This window comes from Paracoccus salipaludis (assembly GCF_002287065.1).
GTDB classification, from domain to species: domain Bacteria; phylum Pseudomonadota; class Alphaproteobacteria; order Rhodobacterales; family Rhodobacteraceae; genus Paracoccus; species Paracoccus salipaludis.
In genome coordinates, this window is record NZ_NSJZ01000001.1 from 438524 (window position 1) to 455030 (window position 16507).

Genomic DNA, 16507 nt, shown 5'->3' on the forward strand with positions numbered 1-16507 from the left:
CTCATGCCCGCGCCCGGCCGCCGCCGGCCTGCGCGACCGGCGAGGGCGCAAGGCGCATCCTGGCCAGCATCTCCCGGATCTCGTCGCGCTGGCCCGGCGGATAGGCGTCCAGCGGCGGCAGCCCGCCTGCCAGGGCGTAAAGCAGGATGTCGCGCGCGACGGGGGCCGCGACCGAGGAGCCGCCGCCGCCGTGCTCAACCACGACCGACACCACGTAGCGAGGCGCCTCGAAGGGCGCATAGCAGACGAACAGCGCGTGGTCGCGCCGGTTCCAGGGCAACTGGTCGTTGCGGATCACGCCGCGCGCGCGCTCGGCCGCGGTGATGTTGCGGACTTGGCTGGTGCCGGTCTTGCCCGCCATGCGCCATTCCGGCCGCACGATGCGCGCCTTGGCCGCCGTGCCGCTGCCGCCGTTCATCACGGCGTCCATGCCCGCCCGCGCGACCTTCAGGTTTCCCTCGTCCAGTCCAAGCGCCGGGAAGACAGGATCGGGCAGCGCCACCCCGTCGATGGCGCGGATCAGGCGTGGCGCGACCTCGAGCCCCGTCGCCACCCGCGCCGTCATCACCGCCAGCTGCAGCGGAGAGGCCAGCACGTAGCCCTGTCCGATCGAGGCGTTGATGCTGTCCCCGATCTGCCATTCCTGTCCGTGGCGGGCCCGCTTCCACTCGCGGTCCGGGGCGATGCCTTCCGCGATCGCGGACATGGGCAGGTCCGGGCGCACGCCGATCCCCATCCGCCGCGCCATCTCGGCGATCCGGTCGATGCCGATCTTCTGCGCGAGTTCGTAAAAGAAGACGTCGCAGGACCGTTCGAGGCTGTCCACCGGCCCGACCGAGCCGTGGCCGCTCCTGCTCCAGCAATGGAAGCGGCGGCCGGCGACGGTGGTGTGTCCGGGGCAGTAGAAATGCGAGCGGCTGTCCACCAACCCCGATTCCAGCCCCGCCAGCAGCGTCACCATCTTGAAGGTCGAGCCGGGCGGATAGACGCCCTGCACCGTCTTGTCGGCCAGGGGGCGGTGGTCGTGTTCCATCAGCGCCTTGTAGTCGGCGCTGGAAATCCCCCGCACGAACAGGTTCGGATCGAAGGTGGGCGCCGAGGCGCTGGCCAGGATGTCGCCCGTGCGCACGTCCAGGACGACGGCCGCCGCGCTTTCCTCGCCCAGCCGCTGGATGGCGAAGTTCTGCAGGCCCGCGTCCAGCGTCATCTGGACGGTCGCGCCCTGCTGGCCCTCGATCCGTTCCAGTTCGCGCATCTCGCGGCCGGCGCTGTTGACCTCGACCCGGCGGCTGCCCGCCTTGCCGCGCAGGGCCTGTTCCAGCTTGGCCTCGACGCCCAGCTTGCCCAGCTGGAACTCGGGCAGCATCAGGACGGGGTCGGGGTTCTCGATCTTGGACAGGTCATAGTCGCTGACCGGGCCCACGTAGCCCAGCACATGGGCGAAGTCACCCGCCCGCGGATAGCTGCGCGACAGGCCCGACTCCGGCGTGATGCCGGGAAGGGCAGGAGCGTTGACGGCGATCGAGGCGAACTGGTCCCAGGTCAGCCGGTCGGCCACGATGACGGGGGTGATGGCGCTGCGCTTGTCGATCTCGGCCAGCAGCGCGGCCACGGCGGTGTCGGTCATGGGCACCAGGCGGCGCAGCCGCTCGATCACCAGGGCAGGATCGCCCGCTTCCTCGCGGGTGATGGTGGCACGGTAATTGGCCTCGTTGCCGGCGATCACCAGGCCGTTGCGGTCGTGGATCAGCCCGCGCGCGGGCGGCAGCAGCCGCATCTTGATCGAGTTGCCGTCGGAAAGCAGCCGGAACTCGTCGGCGCGGTCCAGCTGCATGGTCTTGAGCCGCCAGCCGAGCGTCGCCACCACGGCGCCCTGGATCGCGCCCAGCATCAGGGCGCGGCGATGGATGCTGCGGGTGCTGTCGTGGATGTCTCGGGCGGATTTCTTCATGGGTCAGGGGTCCAGCGCACCGGGCGCGGCATGGCGCAGTCCAAGGGCGGCCAGCACTGCCACGACAAAGGGGTAGGCGGCAATGGTGGCGATCAGGCGCAGCACCTCGGACCCCAGCGGCGGCAGGGGGGCCAGGGTCACGGGAACAAGGAAAAGGGTCCGGATCACCCGCTCGGCCAGCACCATCAACGCCACCAGGATCGCCACGCGCAGCCATTCAAACAGAAAGCCCTGCGCGCGCCAACGATGCTGTTGGCGACGGGCGACCTCGGTCGCCACGACGGCGATGAGGGCGCCGAGGCCGAGAGGGCGGAACAGCAGGATGTCGGCAGCCAGGGTAACAAGGGCGACCGTCAGCACCGGCACCTGCTCGGGTCGGCGCAGCACCCAGGCCAGCGTCCCCGCCGTGAGCAGGTCGGGCCCCGGCCAGGCGATCCGGCCGGGCGCCAGCGGCAGCAGCGCGGCCAGGATCACGGTCAGCGCGGCAAGCAGATAGGAGGTCTGGCCAAGCAACTGGCGCTGGCGGGACATGGCCATCCCCTCAGTCGCTCGCCTGGGCTTCGCGCTCGGCGTCGGGTGCGGGCGAAACCGCTGGCGCGGGGGCGGTCGCCGCGGCGGCGGCCTGGTCGGCGGGGCTGGGCATCTGCGGGCCGATGAAGTCGCCCGAAGGCGGCAGGATCAGGGTGCCGCTGTCCACCAGCTGCTCGGCCGGGTGGCTGCGCAGCACGCGCAGGAATTCAAGCCGGCCATAATCGGCGGCCAGCCGCACCCGCATCCGGCGGTCGGACGCCTGCACGGCCTGGCCCACCAGCAGCCCCGGCGGGAACAGCCCGCCGTCACCCGAGGTCACGACCCGGTCGCCCGGCCGCACGTCCTCGGGGCTTTCCATGAAATCGAGATAGGGCAGGGCGCTGTTGTCCCCCGTCAGCAGCGCCCGCTGCCCCGAGGGCTGGATCGTCACCGGCACGCGCGAGGACGGATCGGTCAGCAGCATCACCCGGCTGGTGGTCTGCCCCACGCCCGAGATGCGGCCCACCAGCCCCAGCCCGTCCATGGTGGCCCAGCCGTCCAGGATGCCGTCGCGCGCGCCGCGGTTCAGCAGCACCGACTGGCGGAAGGCCGTGCCGCTGTCGGTCAGCACCACGCCGGACACGCCCGTCAGCGCCGGGTCCAGACGGACGCTGTTCTGCGCCAGCAGCTTGGCGTTTTCCTGTTCAAGCTGGACGGCGGCCTCTTTCCAGGCGCTCATCCGCTGCAGCTCGCGCCGCAGTTCCTGGTTCTGCTCGTAAAGCCGCTGATAGGACTGGAAGCCCGCGACCATGCGGCTGACGGCCGTCACCGGCGTCATCGCCCAGTCCATCGAGGGGACGAAACGGTCCACGAAGGCCGCGCGCATCCGTTCCGCGCGCGGGCTGTCGATGCGCCAGAAGACGAAGACCGCCAGCAGCACAAGGACCAGCAGCGCCACAAGGATGCGGCGCACCGGCCGTGCGTAGTCATAGCCGCGGCGGGCCATTCAGGCCGCCTCAGCTTTCGAAATCGACGACGTGGCGCAGTTGCTTTTCGTATTCCAGCGCCCGGCCGGTCCCCAGAGCCACGCAGTTCATCGGCTGGTCGGCCAGGCTGACCATCAGGCCGGTCTGCTCGCGCAGCGCCAGGTCCATCTCGCCCAGCATCGCGCCGCCGCCCGACAGCATGACGCCCCGGTCCACGATGTCGGCGGCAAGGTCGGGCGGAGTCGCCTCGAGCGCGATCATCACCGCCTCGCAGATCTGCTGGATCGGCTCGGCCAGCGCCTCGGCGACCATGGCCTGGGTCAGCTCGACTTCCTTGGGAACGCCGTTCAGCAGGTCGCGGCCGCGCACCATCATGGTGGCGCCGCGCCCGTCGTCGGGCATCCGCGCGGTGCCGATGGTGGTCTTGACCTTCTCGGCGGTGCTTTCGCCGATCAGCAGGTTATGGTGGCGCCGCAGGTAGTTGATGATCGCCTCGTCCATGCGGTCGCCGCCGATGCGCACGCTGCGGGCATAGACGATGTCGCCCAGCGACAGGACAGCGACCTCGGTGGTGCCGCCGCCGATGTCCACGACCATGCTGCCGGTCGGTTCCGTGATGGGCATGCCCGCGCCGATGGCCGCCGCGATCGGTTCCGCGATCAGCCCGGCCTTGCGCGCGCCCGCCGACAGGACCGACTGGCGGATCGCCCGCTTTTCCACCGGGGTCGCGCCGTGCGGCACGCAGACGATGACCTTGGGCTTGGTGATCGAGCTGCGCCGGATCGCCTTGCGCATGAAGTGCTTGATCATCTCCTCGGCGCTGTCGAAGTCGGCGATGACGCCTTCGCGCATCGGGCGGATGGCCTCGATGCTGCCCGGCGTGCGGCCCAGCATCAGCTTGGCATCCTCGCCCACCGCAAGGACCTGCTTCTTGCCGTCCTTGACGTGGTAGGCCACGACCGAGGGCTCGTTCAGGATCACGCCCTTGCCCTTGACGTAGATCAGCGTGTTCGCGGTCCCCAGATCGATCGCGATATCGGTCGAGAACAGACCGAAGAATGCCATGGTGAAGTCCCTTCCGTGCCTGCCCGGCGCCGCTTTTGGTTCTGCCGGCCTTGGGGCCGGATGCGGCTGCGGCCCCATATAGGCAAGCCCGCCGGGCCGGGGAAGCGGAATCACGCAAGGGGCGACACTGTCCGCCCCGGCTTCGTGGCGAGGATGTGCTATCCTTGCCGCAGGGGTTCCCCATGCATGGAGAAGGGTGATGGCGAGGACAGTGCAGCAGATGCTGGACGCGGCGAATGCCGTCGTCCCCAAGGTGGACGTGGCCGAGGCGCGGCGGCTGGTCGAGAAGGAGAACGCCCTGCTGGTCGATCTGCGCGACTCGGCCGAGATCGCGAAAACGGGCAAGCTGAAGGGCGCGGCCACGGTGTCGCGCGGAATGCTCGAGTTCCGCGCGGACCCCGACAGCAAGTATCACGACCCCGCCTTCGACCCGGCGCGCCCGGTGGTGGTCTACTGCGCCTCGGGCGGTCGGGCGGCGCTGGCCGGGCAGACACTGTCGGAAATGGGTTTTCCGAAGGTCTACAACCTGGGAGGTTTCCAGCCGGCAGCCGATGCCGGGATGGAAACCGAAGGCCCGTGAGAAGAAGGGGCGGCATTGCCGCCCCCTGCCTCAGTGCGAATACATGCTGACGGCCTTGGTGTCGGCGTCCGGGGCGGTCTTCTCGCGCCGCACCTTCAGGCGGTTCAGCGCGCCGACATAGGCCTTGACCGAGGCAAGGATCGTGTCGGTGTCCGCCGCCTGGCCGGTGGCGATGCGGCCGTCCTCCTCCATCCGCACGCTGACGGTGGCCTGCGCGTCGGTCCCCTCGGTCACGGCATGGACCTGGTAGAGCTGCAGCATGCCATGGTGGTCGAACATCGCGTCCACCGCGTTGAAGGCCGCGTCCACGGGGCCGTCGCCCTGGCGGGTCTCGGTGCGCACCTCGCCGCCCACGGACATGGTGAGGGTCGCCATCGCGGGCTCGCCGCCGCCGCAGACGACGCGCAGCTTCCTGACCTGCAGATAGTCGTTTTCCGTATTGGCGGCGCTGTCCTGCATCAGCGCGATCAGGTCGTCGTCATAGACCTCCTTCTTGCGGTCAGCGAGCGCCTTGAACCGCACGAAGATGTCTTTCAGCTGGTTGTCCCCCACCTCATAGCCCAGGTCGGCCAGCTTGGCGCGCAGGGCCGCGCGGCCCGAGTGCTTGCCCATGACCAGCGAGGTTTCGGACAGGCCGACGTCCTCGGGGCGCATGATCTCGAAGGTTTCGGCGTTCTTCAGCATCCCGTCCTGATGGATGCCGGATTCATGGGCAAAGGCGTTCTTGCCGACGATGGCCTTGTTGAACTGGACCGGGAAGCCCGAAACCTGCGCCACGCGGCGCGAGATGCCCATGATCTTGCGGGAATCGACGCCGGTGGTGAAGGGCATGATGTCGTGGCGCACCTTCAGCGCCATCACGACCTCCTCCAGCGCGGTGTTGCCCGCGCGCTCGCCCAGCCCGTTGATGGTGCATTCGATCTGGCGCGCGCCCGCCTCGACGGCGGCCAGGCTGTTCGCCGTCGCCATGCCCAGGTCGTTGTGGCAGTGGGTGGCGAAGATGATCCCGTCGGCGCCCGGCACCCGTTCCAGCAGCATGCGGATCAGCGCGGCCGATTCGCGCGGCGCGGTGTAGCCCACGGTGTCGGGGATGTTGATGGTCGTGGCGCCCGCCCTGATGGCGATTTCCACCACGCGGCACAGGTAGTCGTGTTCGGTCCGCGTGGCGTCCATGGGCGACCACTGCACGTCCTCGCACAGGTTGCGGGCGTGGGTCACCGTCTGGTGGATGCGGTCGGCCATCTCGTCCATGGTCAGGTTCGGGATGGCGCGGTGCAGCGGCGAGGTGCCGATGAAGGTGTGGATGCGCGGGCGGCGGGCATGGCGCACGGCCTCCCACGCCCGGTCGATGTCGGGGATCTGGGCACGGGCGAGGCCGCAGATCACGGCATTCTGCGAGGCCTTGGCGATGTCGCTGACGGCGGCGAAGTCGCCTTCGGACGCGATGGGAAAGCCCGCCTCGATGATGTCCACGCCCATTTCGTCCAGCATCTGGGCGATTTCCAGCTTTTCGGCATGGGACATGGTGGCGCCGGGCGACTGCTCGCCGTCGCGCAGGGTGGTGTCGAAGATCAGGACGCGGTTGGGATCGCGGGTGTCGGTGCTCATGGTGCTTCTCTTTCGGCTGTGGGTCGGGGAAGCCGGGCGCTGCGCTGTCTCGAGCGGCGGCCCGGCAGGCCCGCTCAGCGCAGCGTAAGAAGCAGCAGACCGCGGAGGTTCACGACGAAGCGGGCACCGGGCTGTGCGCCGGTGTCATGCGTCGTGGCCAGGGGCAGGGTCCGCGTCATGGGGGCGACTATACGCGCCGCGCCGCGCTTGAAAAGAGGCAAGCGCGGCTTTTCGCCTCAGCCCCGCTTTGGCCCCCAGGCGCCGATCCTCGGGAAGTCGATCTTGGGGCAGCGGTTCTGAACAACGGTGACGCCGGCGGCGCGCGCCTTTTCGGCCGCGCCCTCGTGCATGACGCCGATCTGCATCCAGACGGTCTTCAGCCCGGGCAGGGCCTTCAGGGCCTCGTCCACCACGGCGGGCACCGATTCCGAGCGGCGGAAGATGTCCACCATGTCCACCGATTCGCCCTCGGGGATGTCCGAGAGGGTGGCGTAGGTCGTTTCTCCCAGGATCGTTTCGCCGGCATGGCCGGGGTTCACGGGGATGATGCGATAGCCCATGTCCTGCAGGAAACGTGCGACGCCGTGGCTGGGCCGATCTGCCTTGGGCGACAGCCCAACCACAGCAATCGTGCGTGTTTCGGCGGCAATCCGCGCGATGTCGGGGTGGGTCATGCTGTCCTCTTGGAAACCGTGCTTGCGCTGTGGCAGTTATCCCTGCAAAGAAAAAGCGCCCGGTCGGGGACCGGGCGCAAGTCGCGGAACGAGGGACAGTGATCTGAACGTGACCGTTCCGTGGTCAGGTTCATGATGTAAATGTGCACCAATCCGCGAAAGTTCCAACCTCCTCGCGAAAACGTGAAGATTTTTACTGCCGAAGGCGTTTCCAGTTCGCGGTCGCCTTCTTGAGCACGCCCGCCGGATCATCGTTCAGCCGGCGTCGCGCAGCGGGGGAACTGGTCAGATACAGCGTGTGGTTGATGACCACGAACTGGTCCGGCTGACCGGGCTGCCGTTGGCCACCAGACAGGGCAACCGGGCAGTTGCCCTTGAAGGCGGGGGCATAGACACGCGGGTTGGCCTCGAAGGTCGCGCGATTCGCCTCGTTGGCGAAGCGCCACTCCTGTCCCTTCCAGTGGGTCGAGATGGCGGGATCGCCTCCCACCGGACGCCCCGTGTCGCGCAGGCTCACCGCGTCCATCCCTCCCAGCGCGGCGGATTGCGCCTGCGCCGGGGCCATCGACAGGGTGGCAAGGGCAGCGGCCAGCAGGAACAGCCCAAGAAGAGCCGAGCAGGTCCGCTGAAAGGCGGCACGACCCCCGACCGCGAGAGGGAACCGGGAAAGATGAACAACCGATGACATGAGGCCGATGTCGCACCGCCGATTGGCCCGCGCAACGCCGGATCGCCGCAACGTGACCCCTCGTGCGGCGCGGCCGCAACACTCACCGGAACGCGATCAACCTGTGCTTGCAGCGTAAAGCGCGACCGCCGCCGCATTCGACACGTTGAGCGAGCCGAAGTCCGCGGCAAAGGGAATCCGCACCACCTGGTCGCAGGTTTCCAGCGTCTTTTCCCGCAGCCCGGGCCCCTCGGCCCCCAGCACGAGGCAGAGAGCGCGACCCTTCAGCCCTTCCAGCGCCTGCGGCAGCGTGACCTGTCCGGTCCCGTCCAGTCCGAGGACGGTGTAGCCCATCGCCTTCAGCTCGGTCAGCGCGTCGGCCAGGTTCGTCACGCGCAAGTAGGGCTGGCGTTCCAGCGCGCCCGAGGCCGTCTTGGCCAGCGCGCCCGTTTCCGGCGCGGCATGGCGGGCCGTGGCGATGACGGCGCGAGCGCCGAAGACCTCGGCCGAACGCAGGATGGCGCCCACGTTGTGGGGGTCCGTCACGCGGTCCAGCGCGACGACCAGCGGGCGCGATCCTTCCGCGCCGCTGGCGGCCACGTCCCCCAGCTTGCCCCAGGCCAGCGGCTTGACCTCGACCGCCGCGCCCTGGTGGACGCTGTCGGGGCCCAGCGGCACCTCGCGGTCGAACACGCGGGCATCGACGATCTCGGGCGTCATGCCGGAGGCCGCGACGGCATCGGCCAGCCGGTCGGCGGCGTTGCGCGTCAGCACCAGCCGCAGCCGCGTGCGCGCGGGGTTCATCAGCGCGTCGCGCACGGCGTGCAGGCCGAACAGCCAGACCGTCTCGGCGGCGGCGGCGCGGCGGGCGCGTTCCTTGTCGATGACCCAGGCGGGCTTTTTCGTCCGGGCGGGGCGAGGGGGATTGGTCATGGAAACTCCTGTCCCGCAGGCAGATGCGACGGCGAAGTGCAGGATGCAAGCAAAGCGCGTTCGGAACCGCTTGACCAGCGCCCGGACGGCGGCTAATCACCCCCGGCGTCGGGCGACGTGCTGCAAGGTGCGGCAGCGGACTGTAACTCCGCCGGGGAGACCCATGCCTGGTTCGATTCCAGGGTCGCCCACCACTCCCCAACATGCCGGGAAGATGGTGGTCACTGACCGCTGACTTGGGGGCGCAGATGACCGGAAAGCCTGATCCGAACAGCCGCGAGGCTGAACGCGAGGCCCGCAAGGCCCAGCGCATCGCCGAACGCGAGGCGCGCAAGGCCCAGCGCATCGCCGCGCGGCAGGCCGAACGGGCCGCCCGCGCCAAACCTGCGCGCGGGAAGGGCGTTGCTTTCTCCACGACCGAATCGCCCGGCAGCGCCGGGACGGCGCAGCCGCAGGCGGATTTCGACATCCTGATCGTCGCGCAGGGCGGCGGCATCGACCGGCAGGCCGCCATCCTCGCCGCCAGCCTGCGCCGCAACGCGCCCGGCTTCCGCGGCCGCCTGATCGTCGCCGAGCCGCAGCCCGGGGGCGCCTGGTCGGGCAGCGATCCCCGGATGTCGCCCCGGGCCCGCGCTGCGCTCGAGGCCTTCGGCGCCGAGATCCGCCCCCTCGTCGCCCGAGACTTCGGCCGCAGCTATCCCCATGGCAACAAGATCGAGGCGCTGGCGCTGCTGGACCCCGGCCGGCCCTTCCTGTTCCTGGACAGCGACACGCTGATCCTGGGCAAGATCGGCGCGCTGCCGTTCGATTTCACGCGGCCCTCGGCGTCGATGCGGCGCGAGGGAAGCTGGCCGCAGCCCCCCGCCTACCGCCAGACCTACGAGTCGATCTGGCGTTCGCTTTACGACCGCTTCGGGCTGGAGATGGAGGGCTCGCTGGACCTGTCTCAGCCCGACGAGCATTGGGAACGTTTCCTTTACTTCAACGCCGGCTGGTTCTTCGGCGCCGACGGTCCCGAGTTCGGCCGCCGCTTCCGCGACTGGGCCGTGGCCGTGCGGGACGATCCGGGCGAGGCGCTGGCCTGCCAGTCGCTCGACCCCTGGCTCGACCAGGTCGTGCTGCCGCTGGTGATCCACAGCTTCGGCGGGGGGCGCCCGGCTTCCGGGCTTGCGGGCCTGGACGGCGACGTGACGTGGCACTACCGCAACCTGCCGCTGCTTTACGCGCGCGGTCCCAGGCGCGCCATCGACGAGCTCGAGGCGATTGCCGCGCTGCCCGAGATCGCGCCCTTGCTGTCGGGCTGGACGGCGGCCGAGCGGCTGATCCGCGCGGGCCAGGGGCGCGCCACGATCCGCCCCATGTTCGCGGACTATCCGCCGCACGCGCCCGAGCGCGGCATCCGCAAGCGGCTGAAGCAGGCGGAACTCTGGCTGGACTGACCGGCCGTCCCGGACGTTGCGCCGCGAAGGGCGCGCCGTTGCGCCCGCACCCCCTGTTGGGCTAAGCCGGGCCGTCCTTGGACAAGGAGCCTTCCCATGCCCGACACCGATCCCGCCCGCCGCGCCACAGTCAGCCGCAAGACGGCGGAAACCGACATAACGGTGACAATCGATCTGGACGGACGTGGCCGGTCCCGCAGCAGGACCGGCGTGGGCTTCTTCGACCACATGATCGACCAGCTGGCCCGACATTCGCTGATCGACATCGACCTTCAGGCCACGGGCGACCTGCATATCGACGACCACCACACGGTCGAGGATTGCGGCATCGCGCTGGGGCAGGCGCTGACGAAGGCGCTGGGCGCCAAGCGCGGCATCCGCCGCTATGGCAGCTTCCACCTTGCGATGGACGACGCGCTGATCCGCGCGGCGCTGGACCTGTCGGGGCGGCCCTTCCTTGTCTGGAACGTGGACTTTCCGGCACAGAAGATCGGCACCTTCGACACCGAACTGGTGCGCGAGTTCTTCCAGGCCCTGTCCACCCACGGCGGCATCACCCTGCATGTGGACCGCCTGCACGGGCTGAACGCGCATCACATCGCGGAAGCGAGTTTCAAGGCCGTGGCCCGCGCCCTGCGCGAGGCGGTCGAAGCCGACCCCCGAATGGAGGGCGAGCTGCCCTCGACCAAGGGGGCCCTGTAGATGCGCGTCGCCCTGATCGACTATGAAAGCGGCAACCTGCATTCCGCCGCCAAGGCCGTTTCGCTGGTCGGGGCGCATCGCGGGGCCGAGGTGCAGGTGACAGCGGACCCCGAGGTCGTCGCCCGCGCCGACCGGATCGTCCTGCCGGGTGACGGCGCCTTCCCCGCCTGCCGCGCCGCCTTCGAGGCCGTGCCGGGATTGCACGAGGCGCTGGAAGAGGCCGTGACGCAGCGCGGCGTTCCTTTCCTGGGCATCTGCGTGGGAATGCAGATGCTGGCGACCGAGGGGCTGGAATACCGCCCGACGCCCGGCTTCGGCTGGATCAGGGGGCGGGTCGAGCGCATCGCCCCTGATGATCCCGGCCTGAAGGTGCCGCACATGGGCTGGAACGACCTGGTCCTTCATCGCCCGCATCCGGTGCTGGACGGCGTGCCGACCGGCGGCCACGCCTATTTCGTGCATAGCTGGCATTTCGTGACCGAGCGTCCCGAGGATCTGGTGGCCTCGGTCGATTACGGCGGACCCGTGACGGCGGTGGTGGCGCGCGACAACATCGTGGGCCTGCAGTTCCACCCCGAGAAGTCTCAGGCGCTGGGGCTGCACATCCTTGGCAACTTCCTCGACTGGCGGCCCTGAGGCCCGCCTAGTCGGGCAGGGCCCCGGCGGCCCGCACCGTATCCATGCCGCCGGGTTCCGTCGGCGCGCCGAAGCGGGCCAGCATGCGCTTCATGATCTGATCGCGCGACTGGCGATACAGCGCCAGCTTCGCTTCTCGCGCCTCGGTCAGGCCCGAGGGGTCCATGATCGGCCAGTGCTCCACCTCCAGGTGGAAATGCCGCGTCAGTTCCAGGGCCTGGTGCTTGCTGGCGGGCGTAAGGGCCACGATCAGGTCGAACTGGCCCAGGTCGTCGCCCCAGTCCCGCATCTCGTCGAAGCTGCGGGTGCGGTGGCGCGACAGTTCGATCCCGATCTCGTGGCAGACGGCGATGGCGAAGCCGTCGATCTCCATGTCGTTGTGGACGCCTGCCGACTGGACATAGGCCTGCCGCCCGTAGAACTTCTTCATCATGCCTTCCGCCATGGGCGAGCGGATGGCGTTGTGATCGCAGCAGAACAGGACCGAGTTCGGGATGCCGGCCGTCGCTGCCACGGGGCTTATTCCGCCACCAGCGCGCAGATCAGGGTGAACAGGCGGCGCGAGGTGTCGATGTCCACCGTGGCCTTGCCGTCGAGGCGTTCCTGCAAGGTCCGGGCGCCCTCGTTGTGGATGCCGCGCCGGGCCATGTCGATGGCCTCGATCTGCGCAGGGGGCAGGCGCTTGACCGCGTCGAAATAGCTTTCGCAGATCTGGAAGTAATCCTTCACCACCTGCCGGAAGGGCCCCATCGACAGGTGGAACTCGGCCAGCCTTTCGCCCCCTTCCGAGGACAGTTCGAACACCAGCCGCCGGTCGCGCACCGCCAGAAGCAGCGCATAGGGGCCGCTGGGCGCGGGCTGTTCGGGGCGGCCGGGCAGCGCGAGGCTGTTGTCCTCGAGCAGGTCGAAGATGGCGACGCGGCGCTCCTGCTCCATCTCGGGCGTGGCCGGGGGCAGGGCGGAGTCGTCGATCTCGACCCGGATCAGGCGGTCGGTTGTCACTGGACGAGCCCCCCTTGGCTGGCGCTGCCGCTTTCGGCGGCTGCCACGATCACGGCAAGCGCCGGATCATTCAAGCGGAAAGGCGGCTCAACCCTGGTTGAGGGCCGCAAGCCGCGCGGTGATCGAGCGTCCGTGCGCCGACAGCCCCTCGGACTCGGCCAGCCGCACGGCAGCAGGCCCGATGGCGGCCAGGGAGCCGGGGTCCAGCCGCGACAGTGTGGTGCGCTTGAGGAAGTCCATCACTGACAGGCCGGACGAGAACCGGGCCGAACGGGCGGTCGGCAGGACATGGTTCGGCCCGCTGACATAGTCCCCCGCAGCCTCGGGCGTCCAGCCGCCCAGGAAGATCGCGCCCGCATGGTTGACCTGCGTGGACAGCGCCTCGGGATCGTCCACGCAAAGCTCGAGATGCTCGGGCGCGATGCGGTCGGACAGCGCCGCCGCCTCGGCCAGGTCGCGCGTCACGATCACCGTGCCGTGGTCGCGCCAGCTTGCGCCCGCGATGGCGGCGCGGGGCAGGGTGGGCAGAAGCCGCTCGACCTCGGCGGCAACGGCCCGCGCCAGCGTCTCGTCCGGCGTGATCAGGATCGACTGCGCATCGGCGTCATGTTCTGCCTGCGCCAGCAGGTCCAGCGCCAGCCATTCCGGGTTCTGCGCCCCTGCCGCGATCACCAGCACCTCGGACGGCCCCGCGATGCTGTCGATGCCGACGCGCCCGAAGACCTGCCGCTTGGCCGCTGCCACATAGGCGTTCCCCGGTCCCGTGATCTTGTCCACCGGCTTGATCGTCTCGGTCCCATAGGCCAGCGCCGCGATCGCCTGTGCCCCGCCGACCCGGTAGATCTCGTCCACCCCCGCGATCTTGCAGGCCAGCAGCACCAGCGGGTTCACCTCGCCGCGCGGCGTGGGCACGCAGACCACCAGACGCCCGACCCCCGCCGCCCGCGCCGGAATGGCGTTCATCAGCACGGATGACGGATAGCTCGCCTGTCCCCCCGGCACATACAGCCCGGCCGAGGATACCGGCGTCCAGCGCCAGCCCAGCCGCGCTCCCGCCTCGTCGGTCCACATGGCGTCCTCGGGCACCTGCCGCGCGTGATAGGCCTCGATGCGCCCGGCCGCGAGTTCCAGCGCCGCGCGATCCTCGGCCGACACCTGCGCCGCCGCCGCCTCGATCTCGGCCGCCGAGAAGCGCAGCCCTTCGGCCGTCAGCTCCAGCCGGTCGAAGCGTCCGGTCAGCTCGACCAGCGCCGCGTCCCCCCGCGCCCGCACATCCGCGATGATCGCGGCGACCGCGTCCCCTACGTCGGCGGAATCCTCGCGCTTGGCCGACAGCATGGCGGCGAAGCGCGCCTCGAAATCGGCAGCGGCGGTGGACAGGAAGACGGGCATGGTCGGTCCTTTCGGCGGCTTGTCCGCCTGTTACCGCCGCAGGCCCCGCCTCTCAAGCCGAAGCCCGCGTCTTCTTCCTGACCCAAATACCCGGGGTGAGCCGCCATGGGCGGCGAGGGGCGAAGCCCCTTTCTTCATTCGTGCCGGGGCAGGTCGCCCGATACCGCCAGATAGGGACGCGTCACGTCGCGCAGATCCACCGACAGGCATTCTGCATCGATGGCGACGGCGCCGTCCCCCGCGAAGGTCAGCGTCAGCACGCCAGTGCCGTCCTCGCCCGGCTGCCAGCCGATATCCAGCAGCGACAGGACCGTGGCCGGATCACCCCGGTCGATCCCGTCATGGCGCACCCGCAGGGCGTCCGAGATCACCAGCAGCGAGCGCACCCGCTCGTAGGGCCGGCCCTCGCGCCGCGCGGTGTCGGCATCCTCCCAGCGGAAGCGGTTCAGCAGCAGGCTGAAGCGCCGCGCCACGCCGTCGTGGGCCATGTCGCCCGCGGTCAGCACCGCGTCCTGCGCCAGCGCGGCAAGGACGCGCAGGTCCTCGGCGTCCTCGGCCCGGATCGCAAGCGGGATGTCCGGCCCGGCGTCGGCATAGCGGGCGTCAGTCATGGATCGGCTGCTCCTTGATGCGTTCGATGTCCGCGCCCACGCCGCGCAGCTTGCTCACGACCTTCTCATAGCCGCGATCCAGATGGTAGACGCGGCTGACCACCGTCTCGCCCTCGGCCGCCAGCCCCGCGAGGATGAGGCTGACCGAGGCCCGCAGGTCCGTCGCCATCACCGGTGCGCCGCGCAGCTTCTCGACCCCGGTCACGCGGGCATGACCGCCATGGACCTCGATCCGCGCGCCCATGCGGGCCAGTTCGGGCGCGTGCATGAAGCGGTTCTCGAAGATCGTTTCCTCGAGGTCGCTGACGCCCTCGGCGGTGCACAGCAACGCCATCATCTGCGCCTGAAGGTCGGTGGGGAAGCCGGGGAAGGGCTCGGTCACGACATCGACCGCGTTCACCCGTCCGTTCCGGCGGCTGACCGTCAGCCCGCGCGCGGACTCGGTCACGCTGATCCCGGCCTCGTCCAGCTTTTCGCAGAAGGCTTCCACAAGCTCGATCTTCCCGCCGAGGCAGGTCACCTCGCCGCCGCAGATGGCGGGGGCCAGCATGTAGGTGCCCAGTTCGATCCGGTCCGTGACGACCGGATGCGTCGCGCCGCCCAGCCGCTCCACGCCCTGCACCGTGATGGTCGAGGTGCCCTCGCCCTCGATCTGCGCGCCCATCCGCCGCAGGCAGCGCGCGAGGTCCACGATCTCGGGCTCGCGCGCGGCATTGTTCAGGACCGTGGTCCCGCGCGCCAGCGTCGCCGCCATCAGCGCGTTCTCGGTCGCGCCCACGGACACCAGCGGGAAGTCGATCACCGCGCCCTTCAGCCCGCCCGCAGGCGCCTTGGCGTGGACATAGCCGTCGCGCAGGTCGAGTTCCGCCCCCATCGCCTCAAGTGCGCGCAGGTGCAGGTCCACGGGCCGCGCCCCGATGGCGCAGCCGCCGGGCAGCGAGACGATGGCATGGCCGTCCCGCGCCAGCATCGGCCCCAGCACCAGGATCGAGGCGCGCATCTTCCGCACGATATCGTAATCCGCCCGGTGGCTCGTCAGCGCATGGCTGGACAGCGCCAGCACCTGACCGTCCTGCAGGCTGGCGACCTCGGCCCCGAGCGATTGCAGCAATGCCGTCATGGTGCGGATGTCCGACAGCCGCGGCGCATTGGTCAGCGTCAGCGGCTCGTCCGTCAGCAGGGTCGCGGGCATCAGCGTGAGGCAGGCGTTCTTCGCCCCCGCGATCGGAATCTCGCCGTTCAGCGGACCGTTGCCGCGCACCAGAATCGTGTCCATCAGTCCTCGCTCGCGCCCTCGTCCGGGGTCTCGCCCGCGGGGCCGTTGTTCTTGCTGCCCGTCATGAGTCCGGCCGCCTTGTCCCCGTCTTCCTCGCCGTCGGCGCGGCTGCGCGCCTGCGCCTTGCGCCGCGCCAGGTTGGCGCGCAGCGCAGCGCCAAGCCGTGCCTGGCGACTGTCGGGAGGAGATGCGGGGCGGCGGTCCTTGCTCACCGCGCCCTGTTACTTGCGGCGACCCCGCCCGTCCAGCGGCGCGGGGACGGGTCGGCGGGCAAGATGCGGTTTTCCGCGTAATTCCACTTGCACGTCCCCGGTCTTGCGTCTAAATCGCCCCGCACGGTCCGAGCGGACCAGCGGCGCTGCGGTAGCTCAGTGGTAGAGCACACCCTTGGTAAGGGTGAGGTCGAGAGTTCAATCCTCTCTCGCAGCACCATTCCTTTCCCCAACGATTGCTGAAATTCCTTGCTTTGCTGGGG

The 16507-nt window shown here is 69.7% G+C and carries 18 protein-coding genes and 2 tRNA genes; 6 read left to right on the plus strand and 14 right to left on the minus strand.

All coding sequences use genetic code 11. The features are described from left to right. Position 1: 1 nt before the first annotated feature. Genes mrdA through CK240_RS02090 form a run of 4 tightly spaced genes read right to left on the minus strand, consistent with a single transcriptional unit; the run spans position 2 to position 4512 of the window. Positions 2-1951, minus strand: coding sequence for a penicillin-binding protein 2 (gene mrdA / locus CK240_RS02075; protein WP_095638659.1), 1950 nt, complete (start codon positions 1949-1951; stop codon positions 2-4). 3 nt (positions 1952-1954) lie between these two features. After that, positions 1955-2482: a rod shape-determining protein MreD gene (locus tag CK240_RS02080; protein ID WP_240517245.1), complete on the minus strand. Its 528-nt coding sequence runs from the start codon at positions 2480-2482 to the stop codon at positions 1955-1957. Positions 2483-2492: 10 nt separating this feature from the next. Further along, a complete protein-coding gene (gene mreC / locus CK240_RS02085; protein WP_095638661.1) occupies positions 2493-3467 on the minus strand; it encodes a rod shape-determining protein MreC in 975 nt (324 codons plus the stop codon). A 10-nt stretch (positions 3468-3477) separates the two neighbouring features. Beyond that, positions 3478-4512 carry a rod shape-determining protein gene (locus CK240_RS02090; protein ID WP_095638662.1) on the minus strand — a complete coding sequence of 345 codons (1035 nt, stop codon included), beginning with the start codon at positions 4510-4512 and terminating at the stop codon, positions 3478-3480. Positions 4513-4711: 199 nt separating this feature from the next. Here CK240_RS02090 and CK240_RS02095 point away from each other — a divergent pair, with 199 nt between their 5' ends. Continuing rightward, positions 4712-5092, plus strand: coding sequence for a rhodanese-like domain-containing protein (locus CK240_RS02095; RefSeq protein WP_095638663.1), 381 nt, complete (start codon positions 4712-4714; stop codon positions 5090-5092). Positions 5093-5122: 30 nt separating this feature from the next. Here CK240_RS02095 and CK240_RS02100 read toward each other — a convergent pair whose 3' ends face one another. The 4 genes from CK240_RS02100 to rlmB form a co-directional block, all read right to left on the minus strand. Then, on the minus strand, positions 5123-6700 hold the full coding sequence (locus CK240_RS02100; RefSeq protein ID WP_095638664.1) for a 2-isopropylmalate synthase: 1578 nt from the start codon (positions 6698-6700) through the stop codon (positions 5123-5125). A 236-nt stretch (positions 6701-6936) separates the two neighbouring features. Further along, on the minus strand, positions 6937-7374 hold the full coding sequence (locus CK240_RS02105) for a CoA-binding protein (RefSeq protein WP_095638665.1): 438 nt from the start codon (positions 7372-7374) through the stop codon (positions 6937-6939). A gap of 193 nt (positions 7375-7567) precedes the next feature. Then, positions 7568-8062 (minus strand): YHS domain-containing (seleno)protein, encoded by a 495-nt coding sequence (locus CK240_RS02110; RefSeq protein ID WP_167649945.1) that lies wholly within the window; start codon positions 8060-8062, stop codon positions 7568-7570. 96 nt (positions 8063-8158) lie between these two features. Beyond that, complete coding sequence (rlmB, locus tag CK240_RS02115) at positions 8159-8974, minus strand: 23S rRNA (guanosine(2251)-2'-O)-methyltransferase RlmB (RefSeq protein WP_095638667.1); 816 nt, start codon at positions 8972-8974, stop codon at positions 8159-8161. A 110-nt stretch (positions 8975-9084) separates the two neighbouring features. On the opposite strand from rlmB, the gene CK240_RS02120 reads away from it, so the two are divergent. The 4 genes from CK240_RS02120 (at position 9085) to hisH (ending at position 11751) form a co-directional block, all read left to right on the plus strand. After that, a tRNA-Tyr gene (locus CK240_RS02120) sits at positions 9085-9168 on the plus strand. Between the two features lie 54 nt (positions 9169-9222). Then, the gene (locus tag CK240_RS02125) at positions 9223-10413 is read left to right on the plus strand and encodes a hypothetical protein (protein ID WP_240517246.1); all 1191 of its coding nucleotides are present in this window, start codon (positions 9223-9225) and stop codon (positions 10411-10413) included. 96 nt (positions 10414-10509) lie between these two features. Next, on the plus strand, positions 10510-11115 hold the full coding sequence (hisB, locus tag CK240_RS02130; protein WP_095638668.1) for an imidazoleglycerol-phosphate dehydratase HisB: 606 nt from the start codon (positions 10510-10512) through the stop codon (positions 11113-11115). Beyond that, a complete protein-coding gene (hisH, locus tag CK240_RS02135) occupies positions 11116-11751 on the plus strand; it encodes an imidazole glycerol phosphate synthase subunit HisH (RefSeq protein WP_095638669.1) in 636 nt (211 codons plus the stop codon). It begins immediately after the preceding gene. A gap of 7 nt (positions 11752-11758) precedes the next feature. Here the strand turns inward: hisH and CK240_RS02140 are convergent, their stop codons facing one another. From CK240_RS02140 to CK240_RS02165, 6 genes are all read right to left on the minus strand, one after another. Further along, positions 11759-12196: an arsenate-mycothiol transferase ArsC gene (locus CK240_RS02140; protein ID WP_095638798.1), complete on the minus strand. Its 438-nt coding sequence runs from the start codon at positions 12194-12196 to the stop codon at positions 11759-11761. 74 nt (positions 12197-12270) lie between these two features. Continuing rightward, the gene (locus CK240_RS02145) at positions 12271-12753 is read right to left on the minus strand and encodes a UPF0262 family protein (protein ID WP_095638670.1); all 483 of its coding nucleotides are present in this window, start codon (positions 12751-12753) and stop codon (positions 12271-12273) included. 87 nt (positions 12754-12840) lie between these two features. Further along, the gene (gene hisD, locus CK240_RS02150; RefSeq protein WP_095638671.1) at positions 12841-14145 is read right to left on the minus strand and encodes a histidinol dehydrogenase; all 1305 of its coding nucleotides are present in this window, start codon (positions 14143-14145) and stop codon (positions 12841-12843) included. Positions 14146-14279: 134 nt separating this feature from the next. Beyond that, positions 14280-14756 (minus strand): DUF2948 family protein, encoded by a 477-nt coding sequence (locus CK240_RS02155; protein WP_095638672.1) that lies wholly within the window; start codon positions 14754-14756, stop codon positions 14280-14282. After that, entirely contained in the window at positions 14749-16032 is a 1284-nt protein-coding gene (gene murA / locus CK240_RS02160; RefSeq protein WP_095638673.1) for a UDP-N-acetylglucosamine 1-carboxyvinyltransferase, read from the minus strand. Before murA ends, CK240_RS02155 begins: the two co-directional genes overlap by 8 nt. Then, complete coding sequence (locus CK240_RS02165) at positions 16032-16244, minus strand: hypothetical protein (RefSeq protein WP_095638674.1); 213 nt, start codon at positions 16242-16244, stop codon at positions 16032-16034. Before CK240_RS02165 ends, murA begins: the two co-directional genes overlap by 1 nt. Before the next feature lie 145 nt (positions 16245-16389). On the opposite strand from CK240_RS02165, the gene CK240_RS02170 reads away from it, so the two are divergent. Next, a tRNA-Thr gene (locus CK240_RS02170) sits at positions 16390-16464 on the plus strand. The last annotated feature ends 43 nt before the right edge of the window (positions 16465-16507 follow it).

Excerpts from the sequence above, each read along its gene's own strand:
- mrdA (WP_095638659.1), bottom strand. The coding sequence starts at position 1,951 with ATGAAGAAATCCGCCCGAGACATCCACGACAGCACCCGCAGCATCCAT.
- CK240_RS02080 (WP_240517245.1), bottom strand. The coding sequence starts at position 2,482 with ATGTCCCGCCAGCGCCAGTTGCTTGGCCAGACCTCCTATCTGCTTGCC.
- mreC (WP_095638661.1), bottom strand. The coding sequence starts at position 3,467 with ATGGCCCGCCGCGGCTATGACTACGCACGGCCGGTGCGCCGCATCCTT.
- CK240_RS02090 (WP_095638662.1), bottom strand. The coding sequence starts at position 4,512 with ATGGCATTCTTCGGTCTGTTCTCGACCGATATCGCGATCGATCTGGGG.
- CK240_RS02095 (WP_095638663.1), top strand. The coding sequence starts at position 4,712 with ATGGCGAGGACAGTGCAGCAGATGCTGGACGCGGCGAATGCCGTCGTC.
- CK240_RS02100 (WP_095638664.1), bottom strand. The coding sequence starts at position 6,700 with ATGAGCACCGACACCCGCGATCCCAACCGCGTCCTGATCTTCGACACC.
- CK240_RS02105 (WP_095638665.1), bottom strand. The coding sequence starts at position 7,374 with ATGACCCACCCCGACATCGCGCGGATTGCCGCCGAAACACGCACGATT.
- CK240_RS02110 (WP_167649945.1), bottom strand. The coding sequence starts at position 8,062 with ATGTCATCGGTTGTTCATCTTTCCCGGTTCCCTCTCGCGGTCGGGGGT.
- rlmB (WP_095638667.1), bottom strand. The coding sequence starts at position 8,974 with ATGACCAATCCCCCTCGCCCCGCCCGGACGAAAAAGCCCGCCTGGGTC.
- CK240_RS02125 (WP_240517246.1), top strand. The coding sequence starts at position 9,223 with ATGACCGGAAAGCCTGATCCGAACAGCCGCGAGGCTGAACGCGAGGCC.
- hisB (WP_095638668.1), top strand. The coding sequence starts at position 10,510 with ATGCCCGACACCGATCCCGCCCGCCGCGCCACAGTCAGCCGCAAGACG.
- hisH (WP_095638669.1), top strand. The coding sequence starts at position 11,116 with ATGCGCGTCGCCCTGATCGACTATGAAAGCGGCAACCTGCATTCCGCC.
- CK240_RS02140 (WP_095638798.1), bottom strand. The coding sequence starts at position 12,196 with ATGGCGGAAGGCATGATGAAGAAGTTCTACGGGCGGCAGGCCTATGTC.
- hisD (WP_095638671.1), bottom strand. The coding sequence starts at position 14,145 with ATGCCCGTCTTCCTGTCCACCGCCGCTGCCGATTTCGAGGCGCGCTTC.
- CK240_RS02155 (WP_095638672.1), bottom strand. The coding sequence starts at position 14,756 with ATGACTGACGCCCGCTATGCCGACGCCGGGCCGGACATCCCGCTTGCG.
- murA (WP_095638673.1), bottom strand. The coding sequence starts at position 16,032 with ATGGACACGATTCTGGTGCGCGGCAACGGTCCGCTGAACGGCGAGATT.